This is a genomic window from Actinokineospora lacus (assembly GCF_053813445.1).
This window is the reverse complement of sequence record NZ_JBQERA010000005.1, coordinates 452,666-475,373: the sequence shown is the minus strand read 5'-3', so window position 1 is coordinate 475,373 and position 22,708 is coordinate 452,666. Positions and strand designations below refer to the sequence as shown.

Here is a 22,708-nt window from a genome sequence, read left to right as displayed (position 1 = left end):
GCCTTCGGTGGGTGCGTCGTGGGGTGGAACGCATGGAACTCCTGGTGGATCGGTCGTTGCCCAGACGTCCGTTCAACCAGGAGTTCCATGAAGAGTCTGAAGATGCGGGGAAGGTTGGCCCTCCAACAGCGGATCAGGAAAGGGCCGGGTTCCACTGGCGCAGATGCCACCAACACCGCGCCGAACAACCTCAATACCAGCGAAGACAAAGTACAAGACGAAGCCGACGGGCGGCTAGCCGAACACGTCGTCCGGCAGCGTCGCGAGGTTGACGGTGGCGGATTCGACGATCGCGCGGTCCGATGCCAGGCGCGGCAGGACCTCGTCGGCGAAGAAGCGGGCGGTGACGGCCTTGCCCCGGTAGTAGGGCGCGTCGGGGCCGTCGCCGAGTTCGGCGACCCGCTCCCCCGCGATCTCCGCCTGGCGGGCCAGCAGCCAGCCGACCAGCACGTCGCCGAAGGCGAGCAGCAGCCTGCGGGCGTGGGCGCCCGCGAAGTGGACCCGTTCGGGCTCGGACCCGGCGGCGAGCAGGTGACCGATGATCGCGGCCACCATCGCTTCCAGGTGCTCGAGCGCGGTCCGCAGGGCTGACCGCGACGGGTCGCCCTCGCAGAAGGCCCGGATCTCGCCGACCACGGCCGCGAACGCCGCGCCCCGGTCGCGGACGATCTTGCGGAAGATGAGGTCCTGGGCCTGGATGGCGGTCGTCCCCTCGTAGAGGGTGTCGATTTTGGAGTCCCGGACGTACTGCTCGACCGGGTGGTCGCGCAGGAAGCCGGAGCCACCGAAGGTTTGCAGCGTCTCGTGGCCGAGCAGCTCGTAGGCCCGCTCGGAGCAGAAGCCCTTGACCACCGGCAGGAGCAGCTCGTTGATCCCGGCGGCGAGTGCCGCGGCGGGCTCGTCGCCTGCGCGGGCGGCCTGGTGCGCGCGATCCAAGTATGCTGCGGTGTGCACGACCAGAGCGCGCAAGCCCTCGGCGTAGGCCTTCTGCAGCAGCAGCGAGCGGCGGACGTCGGCGTGCCGGATGATCGGCACGCGGGGCGCGGTGCTGCCCGGGGCGCTCAGCTCGGCGCCTTGGACCCGGGTGCGGGCGTAGTCCAGGGCGGTGAGGTACCCAGTGGACAGCGTGGCCATCGCCTTGGTCCCGACCACCATCCGCGCCCGCTCGATGACCCGGAACATCTGGCGGATGCCGTCGTGGGTGTCCCCCATCAGCCAGCCCACGGCGGGCTCCTCGGCGCCGAAGGTCAGCTCGCAGGTCACCGAGCCGTTGAGGCCCATCTTGTCCTCGACGGCGGTCGCCCGCACGCCGTTGCGCTCGCCCACCTCACCGGTCGCCGGGTCGAAGTGGTGCCTGGGCACGACGAACAGCGACAGGCCCTTGGTCCCCGGCCCGCCGTGGCCGGGAATCCCGACGGGGCGGGCGAGCACGTAGTGGATGATGTTGCCCGCGAGGTCGTGCTCGCCGGAGGTGATGAACCGCTTGACGCCTTCCAGGTGCCACGTGCCGTCCGGCTGGAGTCGGGCGCGGGTGCGGGCCGAGCCGACGTCGGAGCCCGCGTCCGGCTCGGTCAGCACCATGGTGGCGGCCCAGCGCTCCCGCACGAACAACGTCGCCAACTCGCGCTGCTCGGCTGTGCCCTCTTCGTGCAGGACCCCGGCGAAGCCCATGCCCATGGAGTACATCCACAGCGCCGGGTGCGCCCCGAGCAGCAGTTCGGCCACGGCCCACCAGAGCATCCTGGGCACTGGGACGCCGCCGAGTTCCGCGGGGACGTCCATGCGCCAGAACTCGCTGTCGAGGTAGGCCTGGTAGGACCGCCGCATTCCCGGCGGGACGGTGACCGTGCGGGCCGAGCGGTCGTACACCGGAGGCGTCCGATCGCCTTCGACGAAGCTCGCCGCCAGCTGCTCGCGGGCGAGCCGGTCGACCTCGGCCAGCAGGGACACCGCGGTCTCCCAGTCCATGTCGAGCTCGGGGCGGGAGATGAGGACGTCCCGCAGGCCGCTGCTCTCCAGGGCGAAGCGCAGATCACGCAGGTCGCTGCGGTAGTGGCCCATGCCTCAGACCTGTGCCGCGGTGTGGGTGCTGTTCACGGTTGTCTCTCCTCGGGGTCAACTCGTCCAACCGGTGGCCGGGCTGCGGCGGACATCTGAGGAGTACGGCGCCGCGGTGCCTGGCGGTTCTCGGGCGGGACCTCCTGCGGCGGCGCGGGGTGAGGCCGTTGAAAGGAGCCGGAAAGGCGCGGACCGCAGGGTGTTGATCGGCAGTGCGCGGAAATCGCCTGTCGTGGTCACTGCGCATGCCGCATCTGGTGAGAGGTTCTTGGTGATGAAAAAGATCCACGCCGCACGACATTCGCGGCCGCGGTGCTGGCGGTGGCCTGCCTGGCCCCGGCAGGACTCGCGGGCACCGCGACCGCACAGGACGAGTCGGAGCAGATCCGTCACGCGGACAGCCCGACCGCCGTCGAGGGCCGCTACATCGCGGTGCTCAAGGACACCGTCTCCGATGAGACCGCCGACACGGCGGCGTCAGCGCTCGCCGGTCGTTACGGTGCGGCGATCCAGGCCGTCTACACCTCCATCAACGCCTTCTCCGTGCTGATGGACGAGTCCGAGGCCAAGCGGCTGGCCGCTGACCCGGCGGTGGGCTACGTCGAGCAGGACCAGTTTGCGCGGGCGAGCGCCACCACCCAGCCGTCTCCGCTGTCGTGGGGGCTCGACCGCATCGACGAGCGCTCCAACCCGACCGACGACCAGTACATCTACGACGCCGACGGCACCGGGGTCAACGCATACGTCATCGACACCGGTGTCCGCCTCGACCACGCCGACTTCGGCGGCCGCGCCTTCCACCGCCTGGACACGGTGAACGAGGGCGACGCGCCCTTCTGCAACGGCCACGGGACGCACGTCGCGGGCACGATCGGCGGGACCGAGTACGGCGTGGCCAAGAAGGTCACCCTGCACTCTCTCCGCGTTCTCGACTGCGACGGCCACGGCTACGTCACCGACACGATCCAGGCGGTCGCCTGGGTCACCCGCAACCACGTCAAGCCCGCGGTGACGAACATGAGCCTCGGTGGCGCCCCCTCAAGCGCCCGCGAGAGCGCCATCGCGCGTCCATCAGGGCCGGGGTGACCTATGTGGTGGCGGCGGGGAACGACAACGGGGACGCCTGTGACCTCTCCCCCGCCCGCATGCCCGAGGTGATCACCGTGGGCGCCTCCACCCGGAACGACGGGAAGCTGTACAGCTCGAACCACGGGTCGTGCGTCGACCTGTTCGCGCCCGGTGAGCTCATCCGCTCAGCGTGGTCGGGGAGCCCGATCAACTACCGGCTCGAGAGCGGCACCTCCATGGCGGCCGCGCTGTACCTGTCCAAGAACCCCACCGCGGCGCCGCACCAGGTCGCCACGGCGATCATGGGCGACGCTTCGAAGAACAAGCTGACCGGCGTCCCGGCAGGCACGGCGAACCGGCTGCTCTACCGGGTGTTCGGCCCGGTCGTGAAGTCCCTGCACTGCGAATCCGCGCTGAACATGCTCGTCTGCGACGCCGCGGTGGGCGGGGGCTCCAACCTCGCGCTCGCCTGGAAGCGCAACGGCGTCCACAACCCGGCGTGGGACAACGACCTGACGATCACCGATCCGTGCTCGACCGGCTCCGCGGTGAGCATCCATCTCACCGTGACCGACCCCAACGGCCACTTCGACCTCGCCGCGACCAGCGTGGTCTGCCGAAGCGGCGCCCTGCCGTAGCTGCCACGCCGCCCGTGACAGAAGCCCGTCCACTGAGAGTGGGCGGGCTTCTGTCACGGGCGGCGTGGGGGTGGCGGCGCGGATGTGGGCAAGGGCATCACTGGTCGGCGATGGTCCTGGCCCTACCCGGCTGGGCGGCCACCGCGGGCCTGCTCAGGCCCGCAGGCAGTAGAAGCGCCACAGGTCGTGGTCGACCGGCAGCACGTCGACATCGGTGTAGCCCGCCTCGGCGGCGTACGTCCGCAGCGTGCCTTCCCGCAGGACCGTGCCCGCCTCGACCTTCGCGCCCTCCGCGCGGGTGGCGGGCAGGCAGTGCAGCACGCTGAAGGCGTAGTTGAGGCGCTCGACCTCGTCGCCCGCGACCCCGCTGAACTCGGCGGCGACCTTCTCGTCGGCGATGAGCACCACACCGCCGGGCTTGAGCGCGCGGCGCAGCTCCGCCAGGACCGCCACCGGGTCGGCCATGTCGTGCAGCGCCTCGAACACGCATGCCGCGTCGAAGGCGCCCGCTGACTCGGCCAGGCTCCTGGCGAAGGAGACCCGGTCGGCCAAGCCTCGGTCCGCCGCGTGCTCGGCCGCCTTGGCCACCGAGTCGGCGTCCAGGTCCACACCGGTCACCACCGCGTCCGGGAACGCCTCGGCGATGGCGACCGACGAGTGGCCGAGGCCGCAGCCCAGGTCGGCGACCCTCGCCCCGGGCGTGGACAGCGTCTCGACCAGGCCGGGGACGGCGGTGAGCCACTGGCGGGCGAGGTCGTGGGTGTACATCGGCCGGTTCAGGCCCGCGATGCCCAGGCGAGTGTCGTCGCCGTACTTGTCATAGGCGACGCCGCTGCCGTCGGCGAAGGCCGACACCAGCTCGGGCAGGACCGACGCGATCCCGGCCATGAACCGGCTCGCGGGCGCCATGTGCAGCCGGTCCTCGGAGTCCACGAGGACGCCGATGTGCTCCTCGGGCAGCCGGTAGGTGGTGCGGTAGGGATCGTCGGCCACGTCCACCGTCCGCAGGACGCCCGCGGTGACCTGCTGCTCCAGCCATTCGCGGGCGTAGCGCGGGTGGATCCGGGCCGCGTGGGCAAGGGCGGTCACGTCCGCGTCGCCCAGGTCGAGCAGGGTGCCGTAGAGGTCGAGGCGGACCCCGACGTAGACGCTGAAGATCTCCAGCGTGGACAGCATGTCGGCGAACAGCTTCCCGGCCAGCGCCTCGGCGCCCGAGTCGGCAGAGTCTTCAGTGGACATCAGGATCGGTTCTCCCACGTGTCGGATTCGGCGACCGGCCGCCCAGGGCAGGCGGGCACGGTCGTGGCGGATACGCGCACGGCCACGCCCTTGGTTCCGACTGCCGCCCCGCGGACCCCACAGCGGCGATGGGATTGGGCAAGCCCCACTTCTGCCCGCACCCTGGCGGTGTCCGAGGAGGACGGGGCACATCCCACTCGCGGTCTGAGGATGGCGCCCGCGTTCGAGGACCCGGCTGCGCCTGCCGGGAGAACCGATGGCGGTGCCGGGGCGTACTCATCCAGTCGCACCCACGCGGAGGAGAGCCCCATGCTGATTCGTGCCGTCGCCGAGAAGGACCATGAGGAGCTGCACGCCATCCTGACCAGCCCGCACGTGGCGCGCGGTTCGACCAGGGTGCCGCTCTCGCCGCTGTGGCAGTCCCGCGAGCGGTTCACTCCCAAGGAGGGGCTCTACCAGGTGGTGGCCGAGGCTGATGGCCAGGTCATCGGTTTCGGCGAGCTGGTGACCTACCCCGGTGTGCCCCGCTACCGGCACAGGGGCGAGGTCAACCTGCTCGCCACGCGCGAGGACCGCGCTCGCCAAGGCGTCGGCCGGGCGCTGCTGGGGTCAATGATCGACGTGGCCGACAACTGGCTCAACCTCACCAGGCTCGGCCTGGTCGTGTTCACCGAGAACACCGGCGCGATCCAGCTCTACGAGAGCGCCGGATTCCACATCGAGGGCACGATGTCGCGGTCGTGCTACGGCGACGGTGGCTGGCAGGACGCGCACATCATGGCCAGGCTCCGGCCAAGCGCGTGAGGTGCCTGCCTCCGGTCGACACCGAACCCGATCAGCTGCCCGTGATCCGAGCACCAGGGTGGCCGCGTACTGCTGGAAGGGTGATCCGGCACGCAGCGCGGGTCGTCCGTGAACCTGCCGTGACCTCGATATATGTCACTTTTGGTGATCGCTGTCTTTCCGGACGGGTGAATCTGAAAGCGAACTGCAAGTCAGGGGACAGACGTGCACCGCACTGTGTCACCACACCACGGGCGACACACGTGAGGAACCCATGAACACCACGCACACGATCCGCGGCACACTGGCGTCCGTCCCGTCCACGGCGCCGGACCACACCGCCCGCGTCACGCCCGAGCCGGTCCGCGAGATCGGTGACGACATCGAGTTCCGGAGGAGATTCGCCCGGGGCGAGGTGTCGGCGATGAAAACCATCCACGACACCTACGCCCACCGCATGTTCGCCGTGGCCCACCACGTGCTGGGCGACCACCACCTGGCCGCCGACGCCGTGCAGCAGGCCCTGCTGCAGTCCTGGCGCGCGGCCGCGGCCTTCGACCCGGAGCGACCGCTGGCGCCCTGGCTGTACACGATCACCCGGCGCACGGCGATCGACATGCACCGCAAGCACACCGACCGCAACCGGGTGCAACCCCACGAGTCCGCGCACCTGGACTCGGCGACCCGCCACGATGACGAGGCGCCCTGGCTGGCCTGGCAGATCCGCACCGCGCTGGCCGCGCTGCCGATCACCGATCAACAGCTCATCCAGCTGGCCTACTACAACCACTTCACCCACGCCGAGATCTCCGCGCACCTGGGCCTGCCGATGGGCACGGTGAAGTCACGCCTGCACCGGGCCCAGCGCAAGCTCCAGGTGACCCTGGACCACCTGCGGCCGGTGGCCGGATGACCGGGCGCCCGGAAGCGGACGGGCCATGAGCTGGCTCACCGGCCTGGGCCCCACGGCCCGCACCGACCCGGACGCGCCCCGCGACCAGGTGTCGGCGTGGATGACGGCCCTGCCCGACGTGACGGCCCGCCTGTCAGAAGGCGGGACAGTGGCGATCGCGGGCTGCGGCACGGGCTGGGCGGCCTTGGCACTGGCGCGGGCGTTCCCGGCCGCGCGTGTGCACGGCCTCGACCAGGACGCCACCGCGGTGGCCGGTGCCCGGGAGCGCGCCCGCGCGGCCGGACTCGACGACCGGGTTCGGTTCACCGTCTGGGAAGCGGTGGCTCCGCTGCCGGACGGTCTGCCCGGCTACGCCCTGGTGTGCTTGCTGGGCACGATGCCCCGGCTGGGCGACCCCGTGTCCGCCCTGACGAGGGTGCGCTCGGCGCTGGAGCCCGGCGGCGCGGTCCTGCTCGCCGGAGTTCGCCCCAAGCCCCCCGGGTACCCCTCGGGGCGGGACGAGGGCGGCCGCGGCGCGCGGCGTCCGGCCCCGCACCAGGCCTCAGGGCAGGCCCCCTGCCTCACCTGGACCACGGCGCGCGAGTGGGCGCTGCGCGCGGGCTTCGCCCGTGCGGTGGAGCTGCCGATCGGCCACCCGATCTGGGGGTTCTTCCGCATCGACCGCGGTCCGGTGGCCAGTCCGGTCAGTTGAGGGTGCGCCCGAACTCGAAGCCGGGCGGGAAACATGAACCCGTCGGCGAGGTGATGAAGCCCCGCGTCGCCTGCTTATCCGCAGCGCGGGAACCTCCAGAACCAGCTGATGCGCCGCCGTCACCGCGCGCGCTCGCGGCCCGCCCGGTCGGGAGGGCCGCGGTCATCAGGAGCCGGAGATCCGCTTTGTCTCGCAGCGGTGGGTGGTGTCAGCGGCGTCGATGATGGCGATGTCCTTGTCGCCATAGGGGGTGTCGGTGCGGCCGCCGCAGTCGATGTAGAGGTCGTTGGCCCCGTCCTGGGCGTTGATGACGTCGACGCCGTCGTTGCCGAAGATGCGGTCGCGGCCTGCGCCGCCGTGGAGGCCGTTGGCCAGTTCGTTGCCGAACAGCGAGTCCCTGTGGACGCTGCCGATGATGGCCTCGATGTCGCCCGCGAGGGTGTCCAGGTCGCCTTCGCGGCCGTCGGCCCCGGTGGTGTCCTTCCCATACGCCGGGGCCAGGCTCGCGGCCACACCCGAGGCGGCGCGGTGGTAGACGACCACGTCGTTGGCACCCCTTCCGCCGATGTACTGGATGCGGCTGACGCCGTCGGCGACGCCCGCGTAGAAGGAGTCGGCGCCGTCCTCGCCGTTGACGTAGCCCAGGGTGGCCCACTCGCTGGTGAACACGTCGTCACCGGAGCCCAGTTGCGCGATCAGGCCGCTGGTGGCGGTGCACTCGGCGAGGTTGGCGGCCGCGCTGACGATGCGGCACCCGGCACCCGCGGTGATTCCGGCGGCGTCCCGGACGCGGATCTTGCTGCCGAAGGGAAGCACCTCGACCTCGTTGTCGGCCGAGCTGCCCAGGTAGACGAGCACGCCTTGGACGACCTTCACGTCGCCCCCCGCGGTCGCGGTCGCGGCGTGGGCGTTCCCGCCGAACGCCAAGGCGAGCGCGGTCGGGACCATGGCGGCGGCCGCGGCGCGGCGGATGTGCTTCCTGCTGGTGGACATTGTGGACTCCCCGTGGCTCATCGTTCGTTGTCAGCGCTGGTACGCGCCCAAAGCCCCCGGACATCGCTGTTTGAGAGATCACACACAGCCGTTGTCGCGCGGGAACCACGAGGCGGACCGCCGTCGGCTCGGCCGAGGAGGGGCGTGCGCGCCACGCGCGCCGTCGCGCTGCGCTGTCGTGACCGGAAATCGTTGAGCGGCAACGGGTGGAGTGCAACCCGATGCGCGCTTGGCGGCGTACCGGGTACGACAGCGAATTGCCGATGATCCGAAGTGGGAGTGGACATGCACCGGAGCAAGACGGCCCTGACCGCCATCGCGGTGGCCACCGGGCTGCTCGTGGGCGCGTGCGGGAAGGGTGACGGGATCGACGGCTTGCCGGTCCCGACGGGGCAGGCGGAAAGCACGGCGGAGGCCGGGGCCACCGGGGCCGAGAGCACCGAGGGGAGCGCCGAGAGCGGTCCCGTGTCACTGCGAACGGGTTCCGGTGAGCTCGGCACCATCATCACCGACGGTGGGGGCATGACGCTCTACCGGTTCGACACCGACACGGCCAAGCCGCCGAACTCCACCTGCGAGGGTGAGTGCGCGAGCGCCTGGCCGCCGGTGCTCGTCGACAACGCCGCGGCGCTCGATGTCGAGGGGATCGACGAGGGCCTGCTGGGTTCGGTCGGCCGCGAGGACGGCCAAGCACAGCTGACCGTCGCGGGCTGGCCCGCGTACTACTACAGCAAGGACACCGAGCCCGGTGATGTGAAGGGCCAGGGTGCGGGCGGCAAGTGGTTCGCCTTCACCGCCGAGGGCAAGAAGGCCGCCACCCCCGCTCCCTCGGGTGCCGTCGCCGACGTCCGGCTCGCGGTGATGCCGATCACCGGGCTCGGCAACGTGGTCACCGACCGCGAGGGCATGACGCTCTACCGCTTCGACAAGGACGAGTCCGAGCCGTCACGGTCCACCTGCGACGGCGGCTGCGCGGAGAAGTGGCCGCCGGTGCTGGTGCCCGAGGGCGCCGAGGTCGTGGTCGACGGCCTGGACAAGGCCGATGTCGGCGTGGTCGAACGTTCCGACGGCACCCGCCAGGCCACGGTCGGCGGCTGGCCGCTGTACCGGTTCGCGGGGGACAAGGTTCCCTGCGACACCAACGGCCAGGGCGTGGGCGACACGTGGTTCGCCGCGGCCCCCGACGGCAAGAAGGCGGGCGCCTGAGCACCGCCCACCGCGGGCAGGGCCGCCGCGCCTCGGCCACGCGGCGGCCCTGACGCACCGAACCGACGCACCGAACGACGCACCGAACGACGCACCGAAACGGTGTGCCCGAACAGTTGCGGCACACGAATGGCGGACCACGCGAAAGCGGGAATCGCGAGCCAGGCGAGGAACCCGAAGCGGCGTCACTGGCGTAAGGCAGGAGGAGCCGTCGAACACGCCGACGGCCCGTCCACAAGAAAACGAAAGCACGCGGAGTCCAACATGCTCACCGGAACCGTCAAGTGGTACGACCGCGCCAAGCGCTTCGGCTTCATCACCAGCGACGAAGGCACCGACGTCTACGTCCACGCCACCGCGGTGGCCTCGGGCAGGCTGAACGCGGGGGACGTCGTCGAGTTCACCACCGAGGACGGCGAGCGCGGTCAGCAGGCCACGGCCGTCACCGTCGTGCAGGAGGCCGAGCCTGCCGCGACCTCGTCGGCGAAGGAACTGCTCGACTCCGTCGAAGCCGTGGTCCGACGGCTGGACGGCGTGGCGCAGGTGCTGCGGGAGGGCCGTTCGGTCGGCGCGCAGGCCGCCTTCTACGCGGCCCGGGACATGCGGCGACTCGCCTCGCGCCTGAACCCGCCCGCGGTGTGAACCACCGCCGACCACCGTCGACACGAACGACGACGCCTTGGTCCGCGCGCACCGCCAGCACGCGGTGAAAGCAGGACAGCCGATCAACACAGATGAAGGGACAGCCGTGCCACGCCCCAATGCAGGACAGATGAGGGATCGGCGGAGACAGTCCGTGGCAACGGTCCTGGCCGTGGTCGCTGTGGCCAGTGCCGCGTGCGACAGCCAGGAAGCGCGGCCCCCTGACCAGAGCGGGCCGACGAGCACCGCGGCCGCGGACAGCCGGTTCACCGCCGTCGCCGAGAACGGCGTGCCGAACCGGTTCCTGGTGACGCTGTCCGACGACCTGCCCGCCGAGCGCGTCGAGCAGCTGGGCAAGGAGCTCACCGCGAAGCACAACGGCAAGCTGGGCTGGATCTACAAGGCGACCGTCAAGGGGTTCGCCACCAACATGGCCGCCGATGACGCCCGCGCCCTCTCCCGCGAACCCGGTGTCGTGCGGGTCGACCAGGACGTCTACGCCGAGGCCGCGTCGGTGCAGTCCAACGCCCCCGCCCACCTCGACCGCGTCGACCAGCGCGGCGCGGCGCTGAACCAGAGGTACAACGCCGCGGGCACACCCCCCGGCACGGGGCCCAGGCCGCGCGTCTACATCATCGACTCCGGCATCAACGTCCAGCACAAGGAGTTCGGCGGCCGGGCGCGGATGGAGCACATCTTCGCTCCGCCGGAGCCCGACGCGCCCCCGAACCTGCCCTTCGGGGGCGACTGCCACGGTCACGGCACCCATGTCGCGGCACTGGCGGCAGGCGCGACGCACGGGATCGCCCAGACCGCGGAGATCATCGGTCTGAAGATCACCAACACGTGCACGGCGACGTCGACCAGGATCGGCGACCTGGCGATGGCCGTGGACCACATCGCCGCCACCGCCCCGAAGCACTCGGTGGTCAACCTGTCCTACGGCTACGGCGCGAGCTCGTCCGCGGTGGTGTTGGAGGAGGCCATCAAGCGGGCCACCCTGGCGGGCATCCCGTTCATCGTCTCGGCGGGCAACGAAGGCACGGACGCCTGCACGAGGTCGCCCGCGCGCGTGCCCGAGGCCTACACCGTGGCGGCCCTGGCCCCCAGCGACAAGCGTGCCCTGTTCTCCAACTGGGGCAGCTGCGTGGACATCTTCGCCCCGGGTTACGCGGTCCGCTCGGCGAGCCACAAGTCCAATGACGGCATGATCGCGCAGAATGGCACGTCGATGGCCGCCCCGCAGGTCGCGGGAGCCGCGGCGCTGATCCAGGCACGCAACGCGGGCGCGCCGCTGCGCCCGGCGGCGCTGTTCGCCCTGCTCAACAAAGAGGCCACCGCGGGCGTGGTGCTGGAGGCGAACGGCTCTCCCAGCCGGCTGCTGCACGTTGGCGGCTATTACAGGGGCACGGGCGGCTCGATCCCGGACCGCTCGACCGCCGCCTCCGGTATCACCGTCGCCGACCAGGCCGACACCACAGCGGCGGCCACTGTCGCCGTCGACGTCTCGATCACCCACGCGGACCGGACCCAGTTGACGGCCTTCATCGTCCGCCCGGACGGTTCGCGGGTCCAGCTGACGATGCCCAGGCACGGGCACGGCCCGAACAGCATCCGGATCACCCAGTCCATCTCGGGCGCACCCGCGCGCAACAACGGGACCTGGCGCCTTGAGGTCGTCGACGCCGTCGCGGGCACCACCGGCAGGATCGACTTCTGGACGCTGCGCCTGTAGCGGAGGCGTCTTGACCGCGGCCCGCCGCTGTGGCGGGCCGCGGTCAAGACTTGTCCTGGGGCAGATGCCCGCGACCCTTGGCTGGGACCTCTTCCCACCGGTCGACGTGGACCGGCAGGCCGGACGATGAATCCAACAGAGTTCACCATTTGCGAGAACCGATTCCCGACCTCCGCGCGTACCCATGGAGGGAGTGGAGCGGACGCCGTCTGGTGACCGTCCGTTCGCCCCGGCCCGCGGTCACCCCCTCTCCGCGCCGCCGGGGTTCCCACGCCTTCCGCGGCGGTCATCCCCCAAAGCCGCCGCGGAAGGCCCCTCCCGGATAGACGGGTCTGCCGAGGGCAACCCGACTGGCACAGAACGGGCCACCCTTCCCTGATCCTCCACGCGGGTTGGAAGACCGGTGACCGCTACCTGAAACCGGTATTCGCTTTGCTCGACACACCAACAGAAACGGAGTTGTCACATGACGAACGAGACGCTGCAGGACCTGGACCTGGAGCTGGCCGAGCTGGTCGAGTCGCTGGCCGAGCTCGGTGACACCGAGACCCAGCCGCTGCTCGAGTCGGGTCTGCGCCTGAAGAACAGCAACGACGTCATCCTCTGACGTTTTCCCCCGAGGGCGTGCGCTGTGCCACAGCGCACGCCCTCGGCGCTTTCCTGGAGACCGGTTTGCAGACAAGCGACATGTCCGGCGGAGCTGATGACGAGTCTCGGCGACGCGCGTTTCGCGCCTGGTACCTGCGCGGGCGTGCCGCCAGGATCTCCGGTGACTTCCCCTCGGCGTTCGCGGCCCTGCGGGAGGCGGCCGTCGTGGGCGCCTCGATCGGCGTGGACGCGGCGTCGAGGTCCCTACTGTGGATCGAGATCGGGCTCGCGTTCAAGTACTCCGGGCAGCCCGGCCGAGCAGTGGCCTGGTACCGAAGGGCGGAGTCGGCGGTCGGCTCGGCGCTCGGGCAGGCGCACCCGATGATGGCCGACATCCAGCACAACATCGGCGGCGCCCTGCACGCGGCGGGCCGGTTCGACGACGCCGAGGCGCCCGCACAGCGCGCGGTGGACCTGAGGCGGCGGTTCCACGGCGACGACCGGGACGGCGTCGCCGCCGACGAGGTCGCGCTCGCGGCGGTCCTGGTCTCCCTCGGGCGGGCAGCCGAAGCCGAGCCCTTGCTGGTCGGCGCGCTCAGCCACCTGACGGGTTCCGGGCAGGGGCCCCGGGAGGAGACGGCCTCCGCGCTGCACAACCTCGCCGCGATCGAGGCGGGCCGGGGACGGCTGCGGCAGGCGGGCGAGCTGCAGGCGCTGTGCCTGGCCATCCGCGTGGCGGTCCACGGCGAGGGCAGCCCCTACACCCTGACCGCGCTGGCGAACACCGCGCGGATCCACCTCCTGGCGGGCTTCCGGGCGGCGGCGCGGCAGGCGTTCAAGCAGGCGGCGGCCGTCGTCCAAGCCCGCGCCTGCGCCGACCACCCGGTCAGGCAGCGAGTGGCGGAGGGACTGGCGGCTGTGGGCAGGTGAGCCCGCCGGTCATCACGTGCTGCGGTCGACCGCCGCGGGAATCACGAGCCGCCGGGCGGCGCAGCCGGAAACGAGGCAGACCACCAGGCAGCCGGTGAACAACACCCCGGCGAGACCGCCGTGGAGCAGCAGTCCCGCCAAGACCATCGACAGGGCGTTGCCCACGGTCATGACGAACGCGAAGGCCCCGTTGTAGCGCCCGACCGCGGAGGGCGGGGCGATGGCGTTGACGAGGACCGGCAGGGTCGGGGCGAACAGGGTCTCCCCCACTCCGAAGACAGCGGCGCTGGCCAGCACCAAGACGGTGGCCGCGACCACCCCGACGGTTCCCGCGTACAGGACCAACCCCCAACCCGCGGCCCAGAGCGCCGCCATCACGGCGAGGGCGCTTGTCCGGCGCCTGCCGCGCATCATCCGGAGAGCCAGCAGCTGGACCCCGATGACGACGACCGTGTTCACGGTGAACCACACCCCGAGCAGGCGGGGGTCCAAGCCGAGACCGACGGCCATGTGCGCGGGGAGGGCGACGCTGAACGCGCCGAATCCACCGACGAACAAGCCCAGGGCGACGCCCAGGATCCGGCGGAGCAGCGGATCGCGCGCGACCGCGGCGTACCCCACCCGTTCGGCGGGCTCGTCCTCCCCTGAGTCCTCGGGACGGCTGCTGGTGAGGAAAAGCCCCAGGGCAGCGGCCACCACAGCGGCGCCGATGTCCACTGTGAACGGAATGGCATAGGACGAGCTGTCACTCGGGTCGATCACCAGTGCCCCGGCGACCGACCCCGCACCCATGCCGATGTTGTGCACGATGTGCTTGAGCGAGAACGCGGTTGAGCGCTGCTCAGGGGCCACCGCCGTGGCGAGCGCGGTGTCGGTCGCCGGACCCGTCATCGAGGCGCCGAAGCCGCAGACCACGGCAGCCGCCCCGGCCAGGAGGGAGTCCGTCGCCAGCAGCAGGCCCGCGGTGCCTGCCGCGTCGCAGGCGAACCCCAGCGCAACGCACATCCTCGGCCCGACCCGGTCCGCGAGCGCGCCGCCCACCGGTGCGCCGACCAGCGCGGACACCACCAGCAGAGCGGCCACCGCCCCCGCCGTCACGAGGTCGAAACCCTTGGTGGCGGTCAGGTAGACGGTGAGGAACGGGAACGACGCCCCGAACCCGAACGCGCTCACCGCGTCGACGGTGAGCACCAGGGCACTTCCCCTGGGCAGGACCGACACGTACCGCCGCGCCAACGACGGGCGGGTCATGTCGGATCAGCTGCCGAGACCGCGCCTGTCATCTCGTCCTCCGGGGAGACCGCGTCGCCGCGCTGGATGTTTCCCCGAGTACGCCACCACGCTCGGCTCGGTTCCGATCCCGGACGGCACGGCACGATTCCGGCCGCGCCGTCCGACGACCCCACGCCCAGAGGGCTGCTCAGCGCGCTTTCAACATGGGCAGGACGTCCGACGCGACCGCTTCCAGCACCGCTTCATCGGCCTGGTAGATCCCTTCCGGCCGGGGCCAGTGGGTGATCGCGTCGGTGAAACCCAGTTCCCGCGCTTTGCCGACGTGGTGGACGAAAGCGTCCACACTGGACATCGACAGCAGCGGGGAGCCGTCCAGGGTGATGTGGCGCTCGACCGAGGCCGCGGGGCGGCCCTCGGCGGCCAGCGCCTCGTCGAACTGCTCGACCAGCCGGGCGACGTCGCGCCACCAGCCGTCCACCTCGGTGGACAGCCGTCCCCGCACTTCCGCGGCGATCGGGCCGGTGAGCCACGCCTGCCCGTGCCGGGCGGCCACGCGCATGGCCCGGGGGCCGTTGGCGGCGACCAGGAAGGGAACGCGGGGCCGCTGCGCGCAACCGGGGGTGTTGCGGGCGTCCACGGCGCGGTAGAACTCGCCGTCGAAGTCCACCTTCTCCTCGGTCAGCAGCCGGTCAAGCAGGTCGGCGAACTCGCCGAAGCGGCCGAGCCGGTCGGCCAGGCTCAGGTCGGGCACGCCGAACACGGTGCGGTCGTGGCCACCTCCGCCGGACCCGAGCCCGAGGGTGAGGCGTCCGTCGGAGACGTCGTCGAGGGAGATGACCTGGCGGGCGTAGGACACCGGGTGCCGGAAGTTGGGCGAGCTGACGAAGGTGCCGAGGCGGATCGTGGAGGTGACCCCGGCCGCGGCCGCCAGCGTGGTGGCCGCGTCGAACCACGGCCCGTCCAGCAGCGGCCCCCAGCCGAGGTGGTCATAGGTCCAGGCGTGGTCGAAGCCGTACTCCTCGGCGGCCTGCCAGCGGCGCCGGTTCTCGGCCCAGCGCCGCTCGGGCAGGATGACGATGCCCACTCGCATGGGGATGCTCCTCACGTGTGGTCGGCGGCGGAGCCGACCGACTGGTCAGGCCGCGAAGATCAGCGGCAGGTGGTCGGGTCCGTAGGCGGTGGTGGTGCGGGGCCGCCAGCGGCTGGGCCCCGCGGCCGACGGCGGGGTGAAGCGCCCGGTCAGCGCGGTGACCGCCACGGCGATGAGCATGCGGCCGAGCGCGCTGCCGGGGCAGAAGTACGGCCCGCCGCCGAAGGCGATCGGCGGCCGCCGCCGCTCGGCGGCGATGTCGAAGACCTCCGGTCTGGCGAAGGCGCGCGGGTCGCGGTTGGCGGCGGTGTTGGCGGTGAGGACCGGGCCGCCGATCGGCACGGCCAGGCCCGCGTACTCGAAGTCCGCCACGGCGAAGCGCATCGTGTGGGTGTGCGCGGTCCAGCGCAGGATCTCCTCGGTGGCACGGTCGGCCAGGCGCGGCTCCCCACCCAGCAGCGCCCACTGCTCGGGGTGCTCGGCGAGTGCGGCCACCGCGCACCCCACCTGGTGCATCGGAGCGTCGTGGCCGCCCATGACCAGCGAGGTGAGGACGCTGCGGCACTGGGCGCGGCTGATGCCCTCGGCGGCCATGGCGGCGGCGAGCGCGGAGACGAAGTCGGCGCCGGGCTCGCGCAGCCGCCGGGCGAGCAGGTCGTCGAAGTAGTCCGACAGGGTCGCCAGGTGCGCCTCGACCAGCGGCCGAAGACCGTCCATGGACAGGCTGAACACCAAGCCCACCTCCGCTGACGCCGCCGCGAACCGGTCGGCGTCCTCGGGCGGCAGCCCCAGCAGCTCGCAGCACACCGCGAACGCCAGGGGACCGGCGAAGTCGGACATCACCTCGGCTTCCCCGGCCAGGCCCTCGGCCAGCTCACGCGCTCTGGCCGTGGCGAAGGCGCGCAGGCAGGCCAACCTCCGGGAGCCGAGATAGGGCGCCAGGACAGCGCGCAGGCGCACGTGGTCGTTGCGGGCGCGGCTGGAGAGGTTGACCGAGAAGTAATCGTGGATCGGCCCGGAATCGATCCCGTGCAGCGCCAGGTGCCCGGCGCCGGTGGGCGAGAGCCGCCGGTCGGCGAGGATGTCGGTGGCCTCGGCGTAGCGCAGCACCATCGGACCGATCGGGGTGCGCGCGTGCCAGCCGAGTTCCCTGGCGGCGTGCACGTCCGAGCGGCCGAAGTGGAAGCCGGGGCCGGTGACGTCGATGTGCGGGGCCTGCCCGACGGCGGTCACGGGCGGCCTCCCCGGACCCGGGCGTCCAGGCCGCAGCGGGCCGCCAAGTGGAGCAGCGCCGGGCTGGGCGCGGCGGCGGCGCGGGCCAGGTTCCGCAGGGCGGGCCGCACCCAGTGGTGCTGCCGGACGTACCCGGGGGCGAGCAGCTCGGCCTCCAGCGTCGCGCGCACCACGCCCGCGGTGTCCCCGCGCTGCAGATGGGCGCGGGCGATGTCGAGCTTGAGCTGCACGGCGCGGTCTGCCGGGAGGTGCAGGGCGCTCAGCGGCACCGACTGGCGCAGCGCCGTGGCCGCCTCGCCCAGCTCGACCGCGGCCGAGACCTCGGTGAGGGCCAGGTCGACCCGGCTGATCCGGACCGGGCCGTCCGGGAAGTCGTCCATCCGGTCGCGGCGGACGCGGTCCAGGGCGACGCCCGCGCGGTCCAGCGCCCGCCGGGCCTGGTCGCGGTCGTGGCGGCGGGCGCTGGCCATCGCGGTCTCCAGCCAGAGGAGCGCGGCGACGGCCTGGACTTCGGGGTCGGCGGTGTGGGCGCGGGCGACGTCCACCACCGGAGCAGCCGGGAGGGCGGGTAGCGCGGACAGCAGCGCCCGGATGGCGGCGCCTGCGGTGTGCTCGGCCTGGACGTGCCTGCCGCTCACGCTGAGCACCCGGACCAAGGCGGCTGCGCAGACGGCGACCTGCGACCGGTCGCCGGAACGCTCGGCAGCGCGCGCGGCGCGGTCGGCGGCCAGCCAGGCCGAGGTGGTGTCCCCCAGCCTGCACAGGGCGTCGGCGGCAATGAGGTAAGCCCGGGCAGCCAGCGCGTGCAGGGCGGTCCGCCTCCCCGCGGACGCGGCGCGGGCCGCGCGTTCGAGGTCGAAGAGCAGGGGCGCCATGACCCCCGGCAGCACCTCGTACCTGGCCCGCCGGGCCAAGTCCGCCGCCTCGCCGACCCGGGCGGGCAGCAGCTCGTCCCCCTCACGTGCCGCGGAATCCGCGGTGGACCACGGGGTGACCCCGGCGGCCAGCAGCAGGCGCAGTCCGTCGGCGGTGTCCGGCCGCTCCGCGACCGCCCCGGTGAGCGGGGTGTCGGTGACCAGCTCGTCCAGGGGGGCGCGGACGGCGTCGGCGACGACGCGCAGCACCGACATCCGGTCGATGCGCCGCACCCCGCGCTCGACCTGGGAGACCCAGGACTCCGAGCGGTTCACCAACGCCGCCAGGTCGCGCTGGGAGTACCCGCACCGAAGCCGGTGGTAGGCGATCCGACGGCCGAGGGTCGCACCCGCGTGGTCGTCGACGCGCTGCCGAGCATAAGTCGTCATACCGGACCGTCCGTCTCACGTGGAGGATCGGACCGACACCATGGGCTCCCGTTCTTCCACCTGGCTTTCACCACGCTTTCGCCGGATCGGAACGCCCGCGGGTCGCAGGAAAAGTACGGACGCGCTTCCCGGATGAGAGCTAGATTTCACGGCCCGGGTCCGCTGGTTGGACCTCGTTCGGCCGGAAGGTGCCCTCATGCCGCACGCTGGATTCCACGAGGCCTATCTCGCTCAGCTCGCCGAACTGCTCGCCCGGCCGCGGTTCTCCAACGCGCCCAGGGGCTTCAGCAGCGTCGAGCGGCTGGGGGTGTCCTTCGAGGTCGCCGATGCCCGGCGCAGGCTCGTGCCGTGCCCGGTCCGGCGCGCCAACATCGTCTTCTGCCTCGCCGAGGTGCTGTGGTACTTCGCGGGCCGCGACGACATCGGATACCTGTCCTACTACGCCCCAGGCGTCAGCCGGTTCGTCTCCGGGGCCGACACCGTGACCGGAACCGCGTACGGCCCCCGCATCTTCCGCTTCGGCGCGACCGTGCTGGACCAGTGGGCCTCGGTCGCGCGCACCCTGGCCGACGACCGCGACAGCAAGCGCGCGGTGGTGCAGATCTTCCAACCGGAGGAGCTGACCGTCCCTGGCAACCCGGACGTGGCCTGCACCCTGGGACTGCAGTTCTTCATCCGGGAGGACCGGCTGTTCACCGTCGGCTACATGCGTGCCAACGACGCCTTCCGGGGGATGGTCAGCGACGTCTTCTCGTTCACCTTCCTGCAGGAGCTCATGGCCGCCCAACTCGGTGTCGGCACCGGGTCCTATGTGCACATGGTGGGGTCCTCGCACCTCTACGCCCCGGACGCCGCCGCGGCCCGTCGGGTCGTCGCCGCGAGCGCGGAACTGGACGACCGGATGCCCGCCATGCCCTCCGGCGACCAGCGGGAGCACGTCGACCGCCTGATGGCCGTGGAGGCGGCGCTGCGCGTGGACCGGCTCAGGCTCACCCCGGACGCGGTGCGGGACCTGCCGCTGCCCGAGTACTGGCGGCACGTCGCCGTCCTCTTCGAGCTGTACCGCGGCGTCCGGCACGGGAGCGCGCGGGACACCGCCGCGCTGCTGGCCGGGCTGCCGCCCGTCTACCGCCGGATGATCAGCGCCCGGTTCCCGTCCCTGAACCACTCCCCCATCGCCGCGGAGGCAGCATCATGACCTCGTCCACCACCTCCACCGCCACGGTGTTCGTCGGCGGCCCGTTCAAAGGGCTCATCGATCCGGTGACGGGCGCCATCGACCCGCGGGCCCGGCACCGCTACACCCGGTTGATCGAGTTCTTCAGCGCCCAGGGGTGCGGGGTCTTCAACGCGCACACGACCGAGGGGTGGGGCCAGAACCTGGTGCCGGACACCGAGTGCACCGCGCGCGACTTGGCGTGGATGCGGGACTGCGACGTGTTCGTGGCCTTCCCCGGCGCCCCGGCTTCCCCCGGCACCCACGTCGAGATCGGGTGGGCCAGCGCGCTGGGCAAGCCGATGGTGCTGGTGCTGGAGCCAGGCGTCGAGCACGCGGCGCTGGTCACCGGGCTGCACGCGGTGGCTCCGGTCGTCTACGTCGAGTACGCCGACGGCCCGCGCTTCGAGCAGGCCGTCGGCGCCGCGGTGGCGTCGGTGACGGCCATGGCGGGCGACCGCGGAGCGCGGGCGGCGTCGTGATGCGACCTGGGCCGGTGCGCTGCCTGGCGATCGGTTCGTCGGACTCCGGCGGCGGAGCGGGCATCCAGGGTGACATCAAGGCAGCGACCGCCTTGGACGCCTATTGCGCCACCGCCGTGGTCGGGGTCACCGCGCAGAACACGCAGGGCGTGCGCGCCACCCACGGGATTCCGCCCGACGTGGTGGCGGCCCAGATCGAGGCGGTCCTGGCCGACATCGGAGTGGACGCGGTGAAGGTGGGCACCACGTGGAGCGGCGAGGTGATCGATGCCGTCGTCGAGCTGATCGGGCCGCTGCGCGTCCCCATCGTGGTGGACCCGGTGCTGGTGACGGCCTCCGGCGCACCCCTCGGTGACGCCTTGGACGCCGTCCGGGCGCGCCTGCTCCCGGTCGCGAGCGTCGCGACACCCAATCTGCGCGAGGCGCAGGCCATCGCCGGGCTGCCCGACGAGTGGAGCCCCTCGGTGCTCGCCGAGGAGCTGGCGGGGCTGGGGGCGCGGGCCGTGCTGATCACCGACGCGCTCGGGGAGCGGGGCGGCGACTGGCTCTTCGACGGACGGGAGCACACGTCGATCGCGGGCGTGCGCCACCGCACGGGCTGCGAGCACGGCGCGGGATGCGCCCATTCCACCGCGCTGGCCGTGCTGCTGGCCGGGGGGATGCCGCTGCCTCGTGCGGCGAGGCGCGCACGCGAGGTGGTGGCCTCCGCGGTGCGGGCGGGCGCGGCGGGCATCGGGCGGGGCGTGCACCCGGTGGACATCAGGGCCGGGCTGCGCAGGCTCGCCAGGAGCCGGGCATGAGCGAGGCCGTGGTCGTCGGAGGCGGGCTCGTGGGGTTGGCCGCGGCGTGGGCGCTGGCCGAACGCGGGCTCGACGTGGAACTCATCGACGCGGGTGGGCCGGGTGCCTCGGACCGGGCCCAGGGCCAAGTGGTCCCACCGCGCTTCGCCCCCCGTGCGCTGTGGAGCGACAGCCTGCGGTTCTACGACCGGCTCGCCGGGCTGGGCGAGTTCGAGTGGGACGGCATCGCCGTGGGCTCGCTCGAACTCGCGGGCACCGCGGCGGAGCTGGCCGAGCTGGCCGAGCAGGGCCGCGGCCAGGTGCTCGACGCCCAAGGCGTGGCCGAGCGGGAACCGGGGCTCGCGCCCACGGCGGGCGGGCTGCTGGTCGACGAGGGTCGCAGGCTTCGGCCCGACCTGGTCGTGGCCACGCTGAACCGGGTGGTGCGCCACGCCGGGGTGCGTGTGCGCGCGGGCCTCCGCGCGACCGCGCTGGAACGGACCGCGGGCGGTCGCTGGCGGGTGTCCACATCGGACGGGGGTCGCACCGCGGCGGTGTCGGTCGTGCTGGCCGCCGGGCTCGGGACCGAAGAACTCGTCGCCCCGCTGGGGATGTCCCTGCCGCTGGCGGGGGTGCGGGGCCACGTCCTGCTGACCGAGCCGCTGCCCCCCACGCTGCGCGGCCTGGTGGCGGGCCCGCGGCTGGGCCCGGCGACCGATCCCCGCGCCACGGCGGTGGCGCTGATGGCCCACCAGCGCCGGGACGGCCGGGTCGTGGTGGGTGCCAGCTGGACCCGCGACGGCGCGGCCGTGCCCGCCGACCTCGACCACCGGGTGCTCCGCGGTGCCGCGGCCTGGATTCCCGCGTTGGGCGGGGCCGGGATCGACGCGGCGTGGTGGGGCGTCCGCCCGGGCACACCGGACGGCCTCCCGGTGGTGGACGAGTTGGCACCGGGCCTCTTCGCCTGCTGCGGCCACGGCGGCGAGGGGTTCATCTGCGGCCCAGGCTCGGCCCGGTTGGTGGCGGGCATGGTGATGGCCGACCTGGTGGGCCCGCACGCACTGCGCGCTGACCGCTTCCCTTCCACCGAGCGGCGAGGAGCCACGGCATGACCTTTTTGGATGATTGCGACCAGCGGGTGGCCGACCTGTGGCGGGCGTATCGACGGCACCCGTGGATCGAGGCGCTGGCGGCGGGGGTGCTGGAACCGCGCAAGTTCGCGTTCTTCCAGCTCGACGACGGCGCGCACGTGGCCGAGTTCAACCGCACCCTCGCCCTGGGCGTGGCCAAGGCGCCCACCGGCCACGAGTGGGCCGCGGCCGCGGCGCACGTGCTCGACGACATGTCCACGGTGGCTGAGCTGGAGGAGAAGCGGTCGCTGGTCGCCGAGCTGGGCTTCGACGCGCCCCCGGAACCGGACCGCCTGCTGGCCTCGCCTGCCCGGGAGGGCTACGTCAACCACCTGGTGCGCACCGGCTATGAGGGAACGTTCCCGCAGATCGCCACGGCGCTGCTGCCGTGCGCGATGTTCGTCGAGGTGATTGGCGCGCGGTTCCGCGGGGTGGAGCTCGTGGGCCCGACCGCCTACCGGCGCTGGGCGGACATGTACACCCGGCGCACCCGCTCGCAGATGTGCGCCGCGCACCGCGCCGTGGTCACCGAGGAGGCGGGCCGCACCGACGACGCGGGCCGCGAGCACCTGTTCCGGATCTACCGGCGCAGCCTGGAGCACCAGGTGCGGGTGTTCGACGCGGCCTGGTCACTGGAGGGGGCCTGGCCCGGCGGGCACCGCTGCCACGCGGACCAAGTGGTCGGCGGCGCCCGGCCAGTGGAGGCGCGGACCGCCGTGTAGCCATTCCGGGTGGGCGGCCGTGACAGGCCGCCCGC

Annotated in this window: 22 protein-coding genes; 15 read left to right on the top strand and 7 right to left on the bottom strand. The window is 72.4% G+C overall.

From position 1 onward, the window contains the following. Window positions 1-234: 234 nt before the first annotated feature. Window positions 235-2,061: an acyl-CoA dehydrogenase gene (locus ACTG9Q_RS15410; RefSeq protein ID WP_455573452.1), complete on the bottom strand. Its 1,827-nt coding sequence runs from the start codon at window positions 2,059-2,061 to the stop codon at window positions 235-237. A 309-nt stretch (window positions 2,062-2,370) separates the two neighbouring features. Between ACTG9Q_RS15410 and ACTG9Q_RS15405 the strand changes: the two genes are divergently transcribed. Both ACTG9Q_RS15405 and ACTG9Q_RS15400 read left to right on the top strand, forming a co-directional pair. Then, on the top strand, window positions 2,371-3,144 hold the full coding sequence (locus tag ACTG9Q_RS15405) for a S8 family serine peptidase (RefSeq protein ID WP_455573451.1): 774 nt from the start codon (window positions 2,371-2,373) through the stop codon (window positions 3,142-3,144). Next, a complete protein-coding gene (locus ACTG9Q_RS15400; RefSeq protein ID WP_455573450.1) occupies window positions 3,141-3,764 on the top strand; it encodes a S8 family serine peptidase in 624 nt (207 codons plus the stop codon). The genes ACTG9Q_RS15405 and ACTG9Q_RS15400 overlap by 4 nt, the downstream gene beginning before the upstream one ends. A gap of 153 nt (window positions 3,765-3,917) precedes the next feature. Here the strand turns inward: ACTG9Q_RS15400 and ACTG9Q_RS15395 are convergent, their stop codons facing one another. After that, complete coding sequence (locus tag ACTG9Q_RS15395; RefSeq protein ID WP_455573449.1) at window positions 3,918-5,003, bottom strand: class I SAM-dependent methyltransferase; 1,086 nt, start codon at window positions 5,001-5,003, stop codon at window positions 3,918-3,920. 309 nt (window positions 5,004-5,312) lie between these two features. Here ACTG9Q_RS15395 and ACTG9Q_RS15390 point away from each other — a divergent pair, with 309 nt between their 5' ends. From ACTG9Q_RS15390 to ACTG9Q_RS15380, 3 genes are all read left to right on the top strand, one after another. Next, on the top strand, window positions 5,313-5,807 hold the full coding sequence (locus ACTG9Q_RS15390; protein WP_455573448.1) for an N-acetyltransferase family protein: 495 nt from the start codon (window positions 5,313-5,315) through the stop codon (window positions 5,805-5,807). 253 nt (window positions 5,808-6,060) lie between these two features. Further along, window positions 6,061-6,699, top strand: coding sequence for an RNA polymerase sigma factor (locus ACTG9Q_RS15385; RefSeq protein ID WP_455573447.1), 639 nt, complete (start codon window positions 6,061-6,063; stop codon window positions 6,697-6,699). Between the two features lie 25 nt (window positions 6,700-6,724). Beyond that, window positions 6,725-7,390 (top strand): class I SAM-dependent methyltransferase, encoded by a 666-nt coding sequence (locus tag ACTG9Q_RS15380; protein ID WP_455573446.1) that lies wholly within the window; start codon window positions 6,725-6,727, stop codon window positions 7,388-7,390. Between the two features lie 165 nt (window positions 7,391-7,555). On the opposite strand, the gene ACTG9Q_RS15375 is transcribed toward ACTG9Q_RS15380, so the two are convergent. Next, window positions 7,556-8,383: a hypothetical protein gene (locus ACTG9Q_RS15375; protein ID WP_455573445.1), complete on the bottom strand. Its 828-nt coding sequence runs from the start codon at window positions 8,381-8,383 to the stop codon at window positions 7,556-7,558. 285 nt (window positions 8,384-8,668) lie between these two features. On the opposite strand from ACTG9Q_RS15375, the gene ACTG9Q_RS15370 reads away from it, so the two are divergent. The 5 genes from ACTG9Q_RS15370 to ACTG9Q_RS15350 all read left to right on the top strand — a co-directional run bounded on the left by ACTG9Q_RS15370 (window position 8,669) and on the right by ACTG9Q_RS15350 (window position 13,484). Beyond that, a complete protein-coding gene (locus tag ACTG9Q_RS15370; protein WP_455573444.1) occupies window positions 8,669-9,589 on the top strand; it encodes a hypothetical protein in 921 nt (306 codons plus the stop codon). A 264-nt stretch (window positions 9,590-9,853) separates the two neighbouring features. Continuing rightward, entirely contained in the window at window positions 9,854-10,231 is a 378-nt protein-coding gene (locus tag ACTG9Q_RS15365; protein WP_455573443.1) for a cold-shock protein, read from the top strand. 154 nt (window positions 10,232-10,385) lie between these two features. Further along, window positions 10,386-11,966: a S8 family serine peptidase gene (locus ACTG9Q_RS15360; RefSeq protein WP_455573442.1), complete on the top strand. Its 1,581-nt coding sequence runs from the start codon at window positions 10,386-10,388 to the stop codon at window positions 11,964-11,966. A gap of 466 nt (window positions 11,967-12,432) precedes the next feature. Next, the gene (locus ACTG9Q_RS15355) at window positions 12,433-12,573 is read left to right on the top strand and encodes a hypothetical protein (protein WP_455573441.1); all 141 of its coding nucleotides are present in this window, start codon (window positions 12,433-12,435) and stop codon (window positions 12,571-12,573) included. Between the two features lie 65 nt (window positions 12,574-12,638). Next, entirely contained in the window at window positions 12,639-13,484 is an 846-nt protein-coding gene (locus ACTG9Q_RS15350; RefSeq protein WP_455573440.1) for a tetratricopeptide repeat protein, read from the top strand. A 12-nt stretch (window positions 13,485-13,496) separates the two neighbouring features. Here the strand turns inward: ACTG9Q_RS15350 and ACTG9Q_RS15345 are convergent, their stop codons facing one another. The 4 genes from ACTG9Q_RS15345 to ACTG9Q_RS15330 form a co-directional block, all read right to left on the bottom strand. Further along, the gene (locus tag ACTG9Q_RS15345; protein ID WP_455573439.1) at window positions 13,497-14,735 is read right to left on the bottom strand and encodes an MFS transporter; all 1,239 of its coding nucleotides are present in this window, start codon (window positions 14,733-14,735) and stop codon (window positions 13,497-13,499) included. Window positions 14,736-14,904: 169 nt separating this feature from the next. Further along, a complete protein-coding gene (locus ACTG9Q_RS15340) occupies window positions 14,905-15,807 on the bottom strand; it encodes an LLM class flavin-dependent oxidoreductase (protein WP_455573438.1) in 903 nt (300 codons plus the stop codon). A gap of 45 nt (window positions 15,808-15,852) precedes the next feature. Continuing rightward, on the bottom strand, window positions 15,853-17,040 hold the full coding sequence (locus ACTG9Q_RS15335) for a cytochrome P450 (protein WP_455573437.1): 1,188 nt from the start codon (window positions 17,038-17,040) through the stop codon (window positions 15,853-15,855). Beyond that, window positions 17,037-18,344, bottom strand: a complete 1,308-nt coding sequence (locus tag ACTG9Q_RS15330; protein WP_455573436.1) for a helix-turn-helix domain-containing protein — start codon at window positions 18,342-18,344, stop codon at window positions 17,037-17,039. The genes ACTG9Q_RS15335 and ACTG9Q_RS15330 overlap by 4 nt, the downstream gene beginning before the upstream one ends. A gap of 196 nt (window positions 18,345-18,540) precedes the next feature. Between ACTG9Q_RS15330 and ACTG9Q_RS15325 the strand changes: the two genes are divergently transcribed. From ACTG9Q_RS15325 to ACTG9Q_RS15305, 5 genes are read left to right on the top strand one after another with little or no spacing between them, the layout of a single operon-like run. Next, the gene (locus tag ACTG9Q_RS15325) at window positions 18,541-19,542 is read left to right on the top strand and encodes a thymidylate synthase (RefSeq protein ID WP_455573435.1); all 1,002 of its coding nucleotides are present in this window, start codon (window positions 18,541-18,543) and stop codon (window positions 19,540-19,542) included. Next, the gene (locus ACTG9Q_RS15320; protein ID WP_455573434.1) at window positions 19,539-20,042 is read left to right on the top strand and encodes a nucleoside 2-deoxyribosyltransferase; all 504 of its coding nucleotides are present in this window, start codon (window positions 19,539-19,541) and stop codon (window positions 20,040-20,042) included. Before ACTG9Q_RS15325 ends, ACTG9Q_RS15320 begins: the two co-directional genes overlap by 4 nt. Next, the gene (gene thiD, locus ACTG9Q_RS15315) at window positions 20,042-20,842 is read left to right on the top strand and encodes a bifunctional hydroxymethylpyrimidine kinase/phosphomethylpyrimidine kinase (RefSeq protein WP_455573556.1); all 801 of its coding nucleotides are present in this window, start codon (window positions 20,042-20,044) and stop codon (window positions 20,840-20,842) included. The genes ACTG9Q_RS15320 and thiD overlap by 1 nt, the downstream gene beginning before the upstream one ends. Further along, window positions 20,839-21,933 (top strand): NAD(P)/FAD-dependent oxidoreductase, encoded by a 1,095-nt coding sequence (locus ACTG9Q_RS15310; protein WP_455573433.1) that lies wholly within the window; start codon window positions 20,839-20,841, stop codon window positions 21,931-21,933. The genes thiD and ACTG9Q_RS15310 overlap by 4 nt, the downstream gene beginning before the upstream one ends. Further along, window positions 21,930-22,673, top strand: coding sequence for a TenA family protein (locus ACTG9Q_RS15305; protein WP_455573432.1), 744 nt, complete (start codon window positions 21,930-21,932; stop codon window positions 22,671-22,673). The genes ACTG9Q_RS15310 and ACTG9Q_RS15305 overlap by 4 nt, the downstream gene beginning before the upstream one ends. The last annotated feature ends 35 nt before the right edge of the window (window positions 22,674-22,708 follow it).

Coding starts and splice junctions, on each gene's coding strand:
- ACTG9Q_RS15390 (WP_455573448.1), top strand. CDS start 5,313: ATGCTGATTCGTGCCGTCGCCGAGAAGGACCATGAGGAGCTGCACGCC.
- ACTG9Q_RS15410 (WP_455573452.1), bottom strand. CDS start 2,061: ATGGGCCACTACCGCAGCGACCTGCGTGATCTGCGCTTCGCCCTGGAG.
- ACTG9Q_RS15345 (WP_455573439.1), bottom strand. CDS start 14,735: ATGACCCGCCCGTCGTTGGCGCGGCGGTACGTGTCGGTCCTGCCCAGG.
- ACTG9Q_RS15370 (WP_455573444.1), top strand. CDS start 8,669: ATGCACCGGAGCAAGACGGCCCTGACCGCCATCGCGGTGGCCACCGGG.
- ACTG9Q_RS15310 (WP_455573433.1), top strand. CDS start 20,839: ATGAGCGAGGCCGTGGTCGTCGGAGGCGGGCTCGTGGGGTTGGCCGCG.
- ACTG9Q_RS15355 (WP_455573441.1), top strand. CDS start 12,433: ATGACGAACGAGACGCTGCAGGACCTGGACCTGGAGCTGGCCGAGCTG.
- ACTG9Q_RS15340 (WP_455573438.1), bottom strand. CDS start 15,807: ATGCGAGTGGGCATCGTCATCCTGCCCGAGCGGCGCTGGGCCGAGAAC.
- ACTG9Q_RS15305 (WP_455573432.1), top strand. CDS start 21,930: ATGACCTTTTTGGATGATTGCGACCAGCGGGTGGCCGACCTGTGGCGG.
- thiD (WP_455573556.1), top strand. CDS start 20,042: ATGCGACCTGGGCCGGTGCGCTGCCTGGCGATCGGTTCGTCGGACTCC.
- ACTG9Q_RS15395 (WP_455573449.1), bottom strand. CDS start 5,003: ATGTCCACTGAAGACTCTGCCGACTCGGGCGCCGAGGCGCTGGCCGGG.
- ACTG9Q_RS15320 (WP_455573434.1), top strand. CDS start 19,539: ATGACCTCGTCCACCACCTCCACCGCCACGGTGTTCGTCGGCGGCCCG.
- ACTG9Q_RS15365 (WP_455573443.1), top strand. CDS start 9,854: ATGCTCACCGGAACCGTCAAGTGGTACGACCGCGCCAAGCGCTTCGGC.
- ACTG9Q_RS15380 (WP_455573446.1), top strand. CDS start 6,725: ATGAGCTGGCTCACCGGCCTGGGCCCCACGGCCCGCACCGACCCGGAC.
- ACTG9Q_RS15325 (WP_455573435.1), top strand. CDS start 18,541: ATGCCGCACGCTGGATTCCACGAGGCCTATCTCGCTCAGCTCGCCGAA.
- ACTG9Q_RS15385 (WP_455573447.1), top strand. CDS start 6,061: ATGAACACCACGCACACGATCCGCGGCACACTGGCGTCCGTCCCGTCC.
- ACTG9Q_RS15375 (WP_455573445.1), bottom strand. CDS start 8,383: ATGTCCACCAGCAGGAAGCACATCCGCCGCGCCGCGGCCGCCGCCATG.
- ACTG9Q_RS15330 (WP_455573436.1), bottom strand. CDS start 18,344: ATGACGACTTATGCTCGGCAGCGCGTCGACGACCACGCGGGTGCGACC.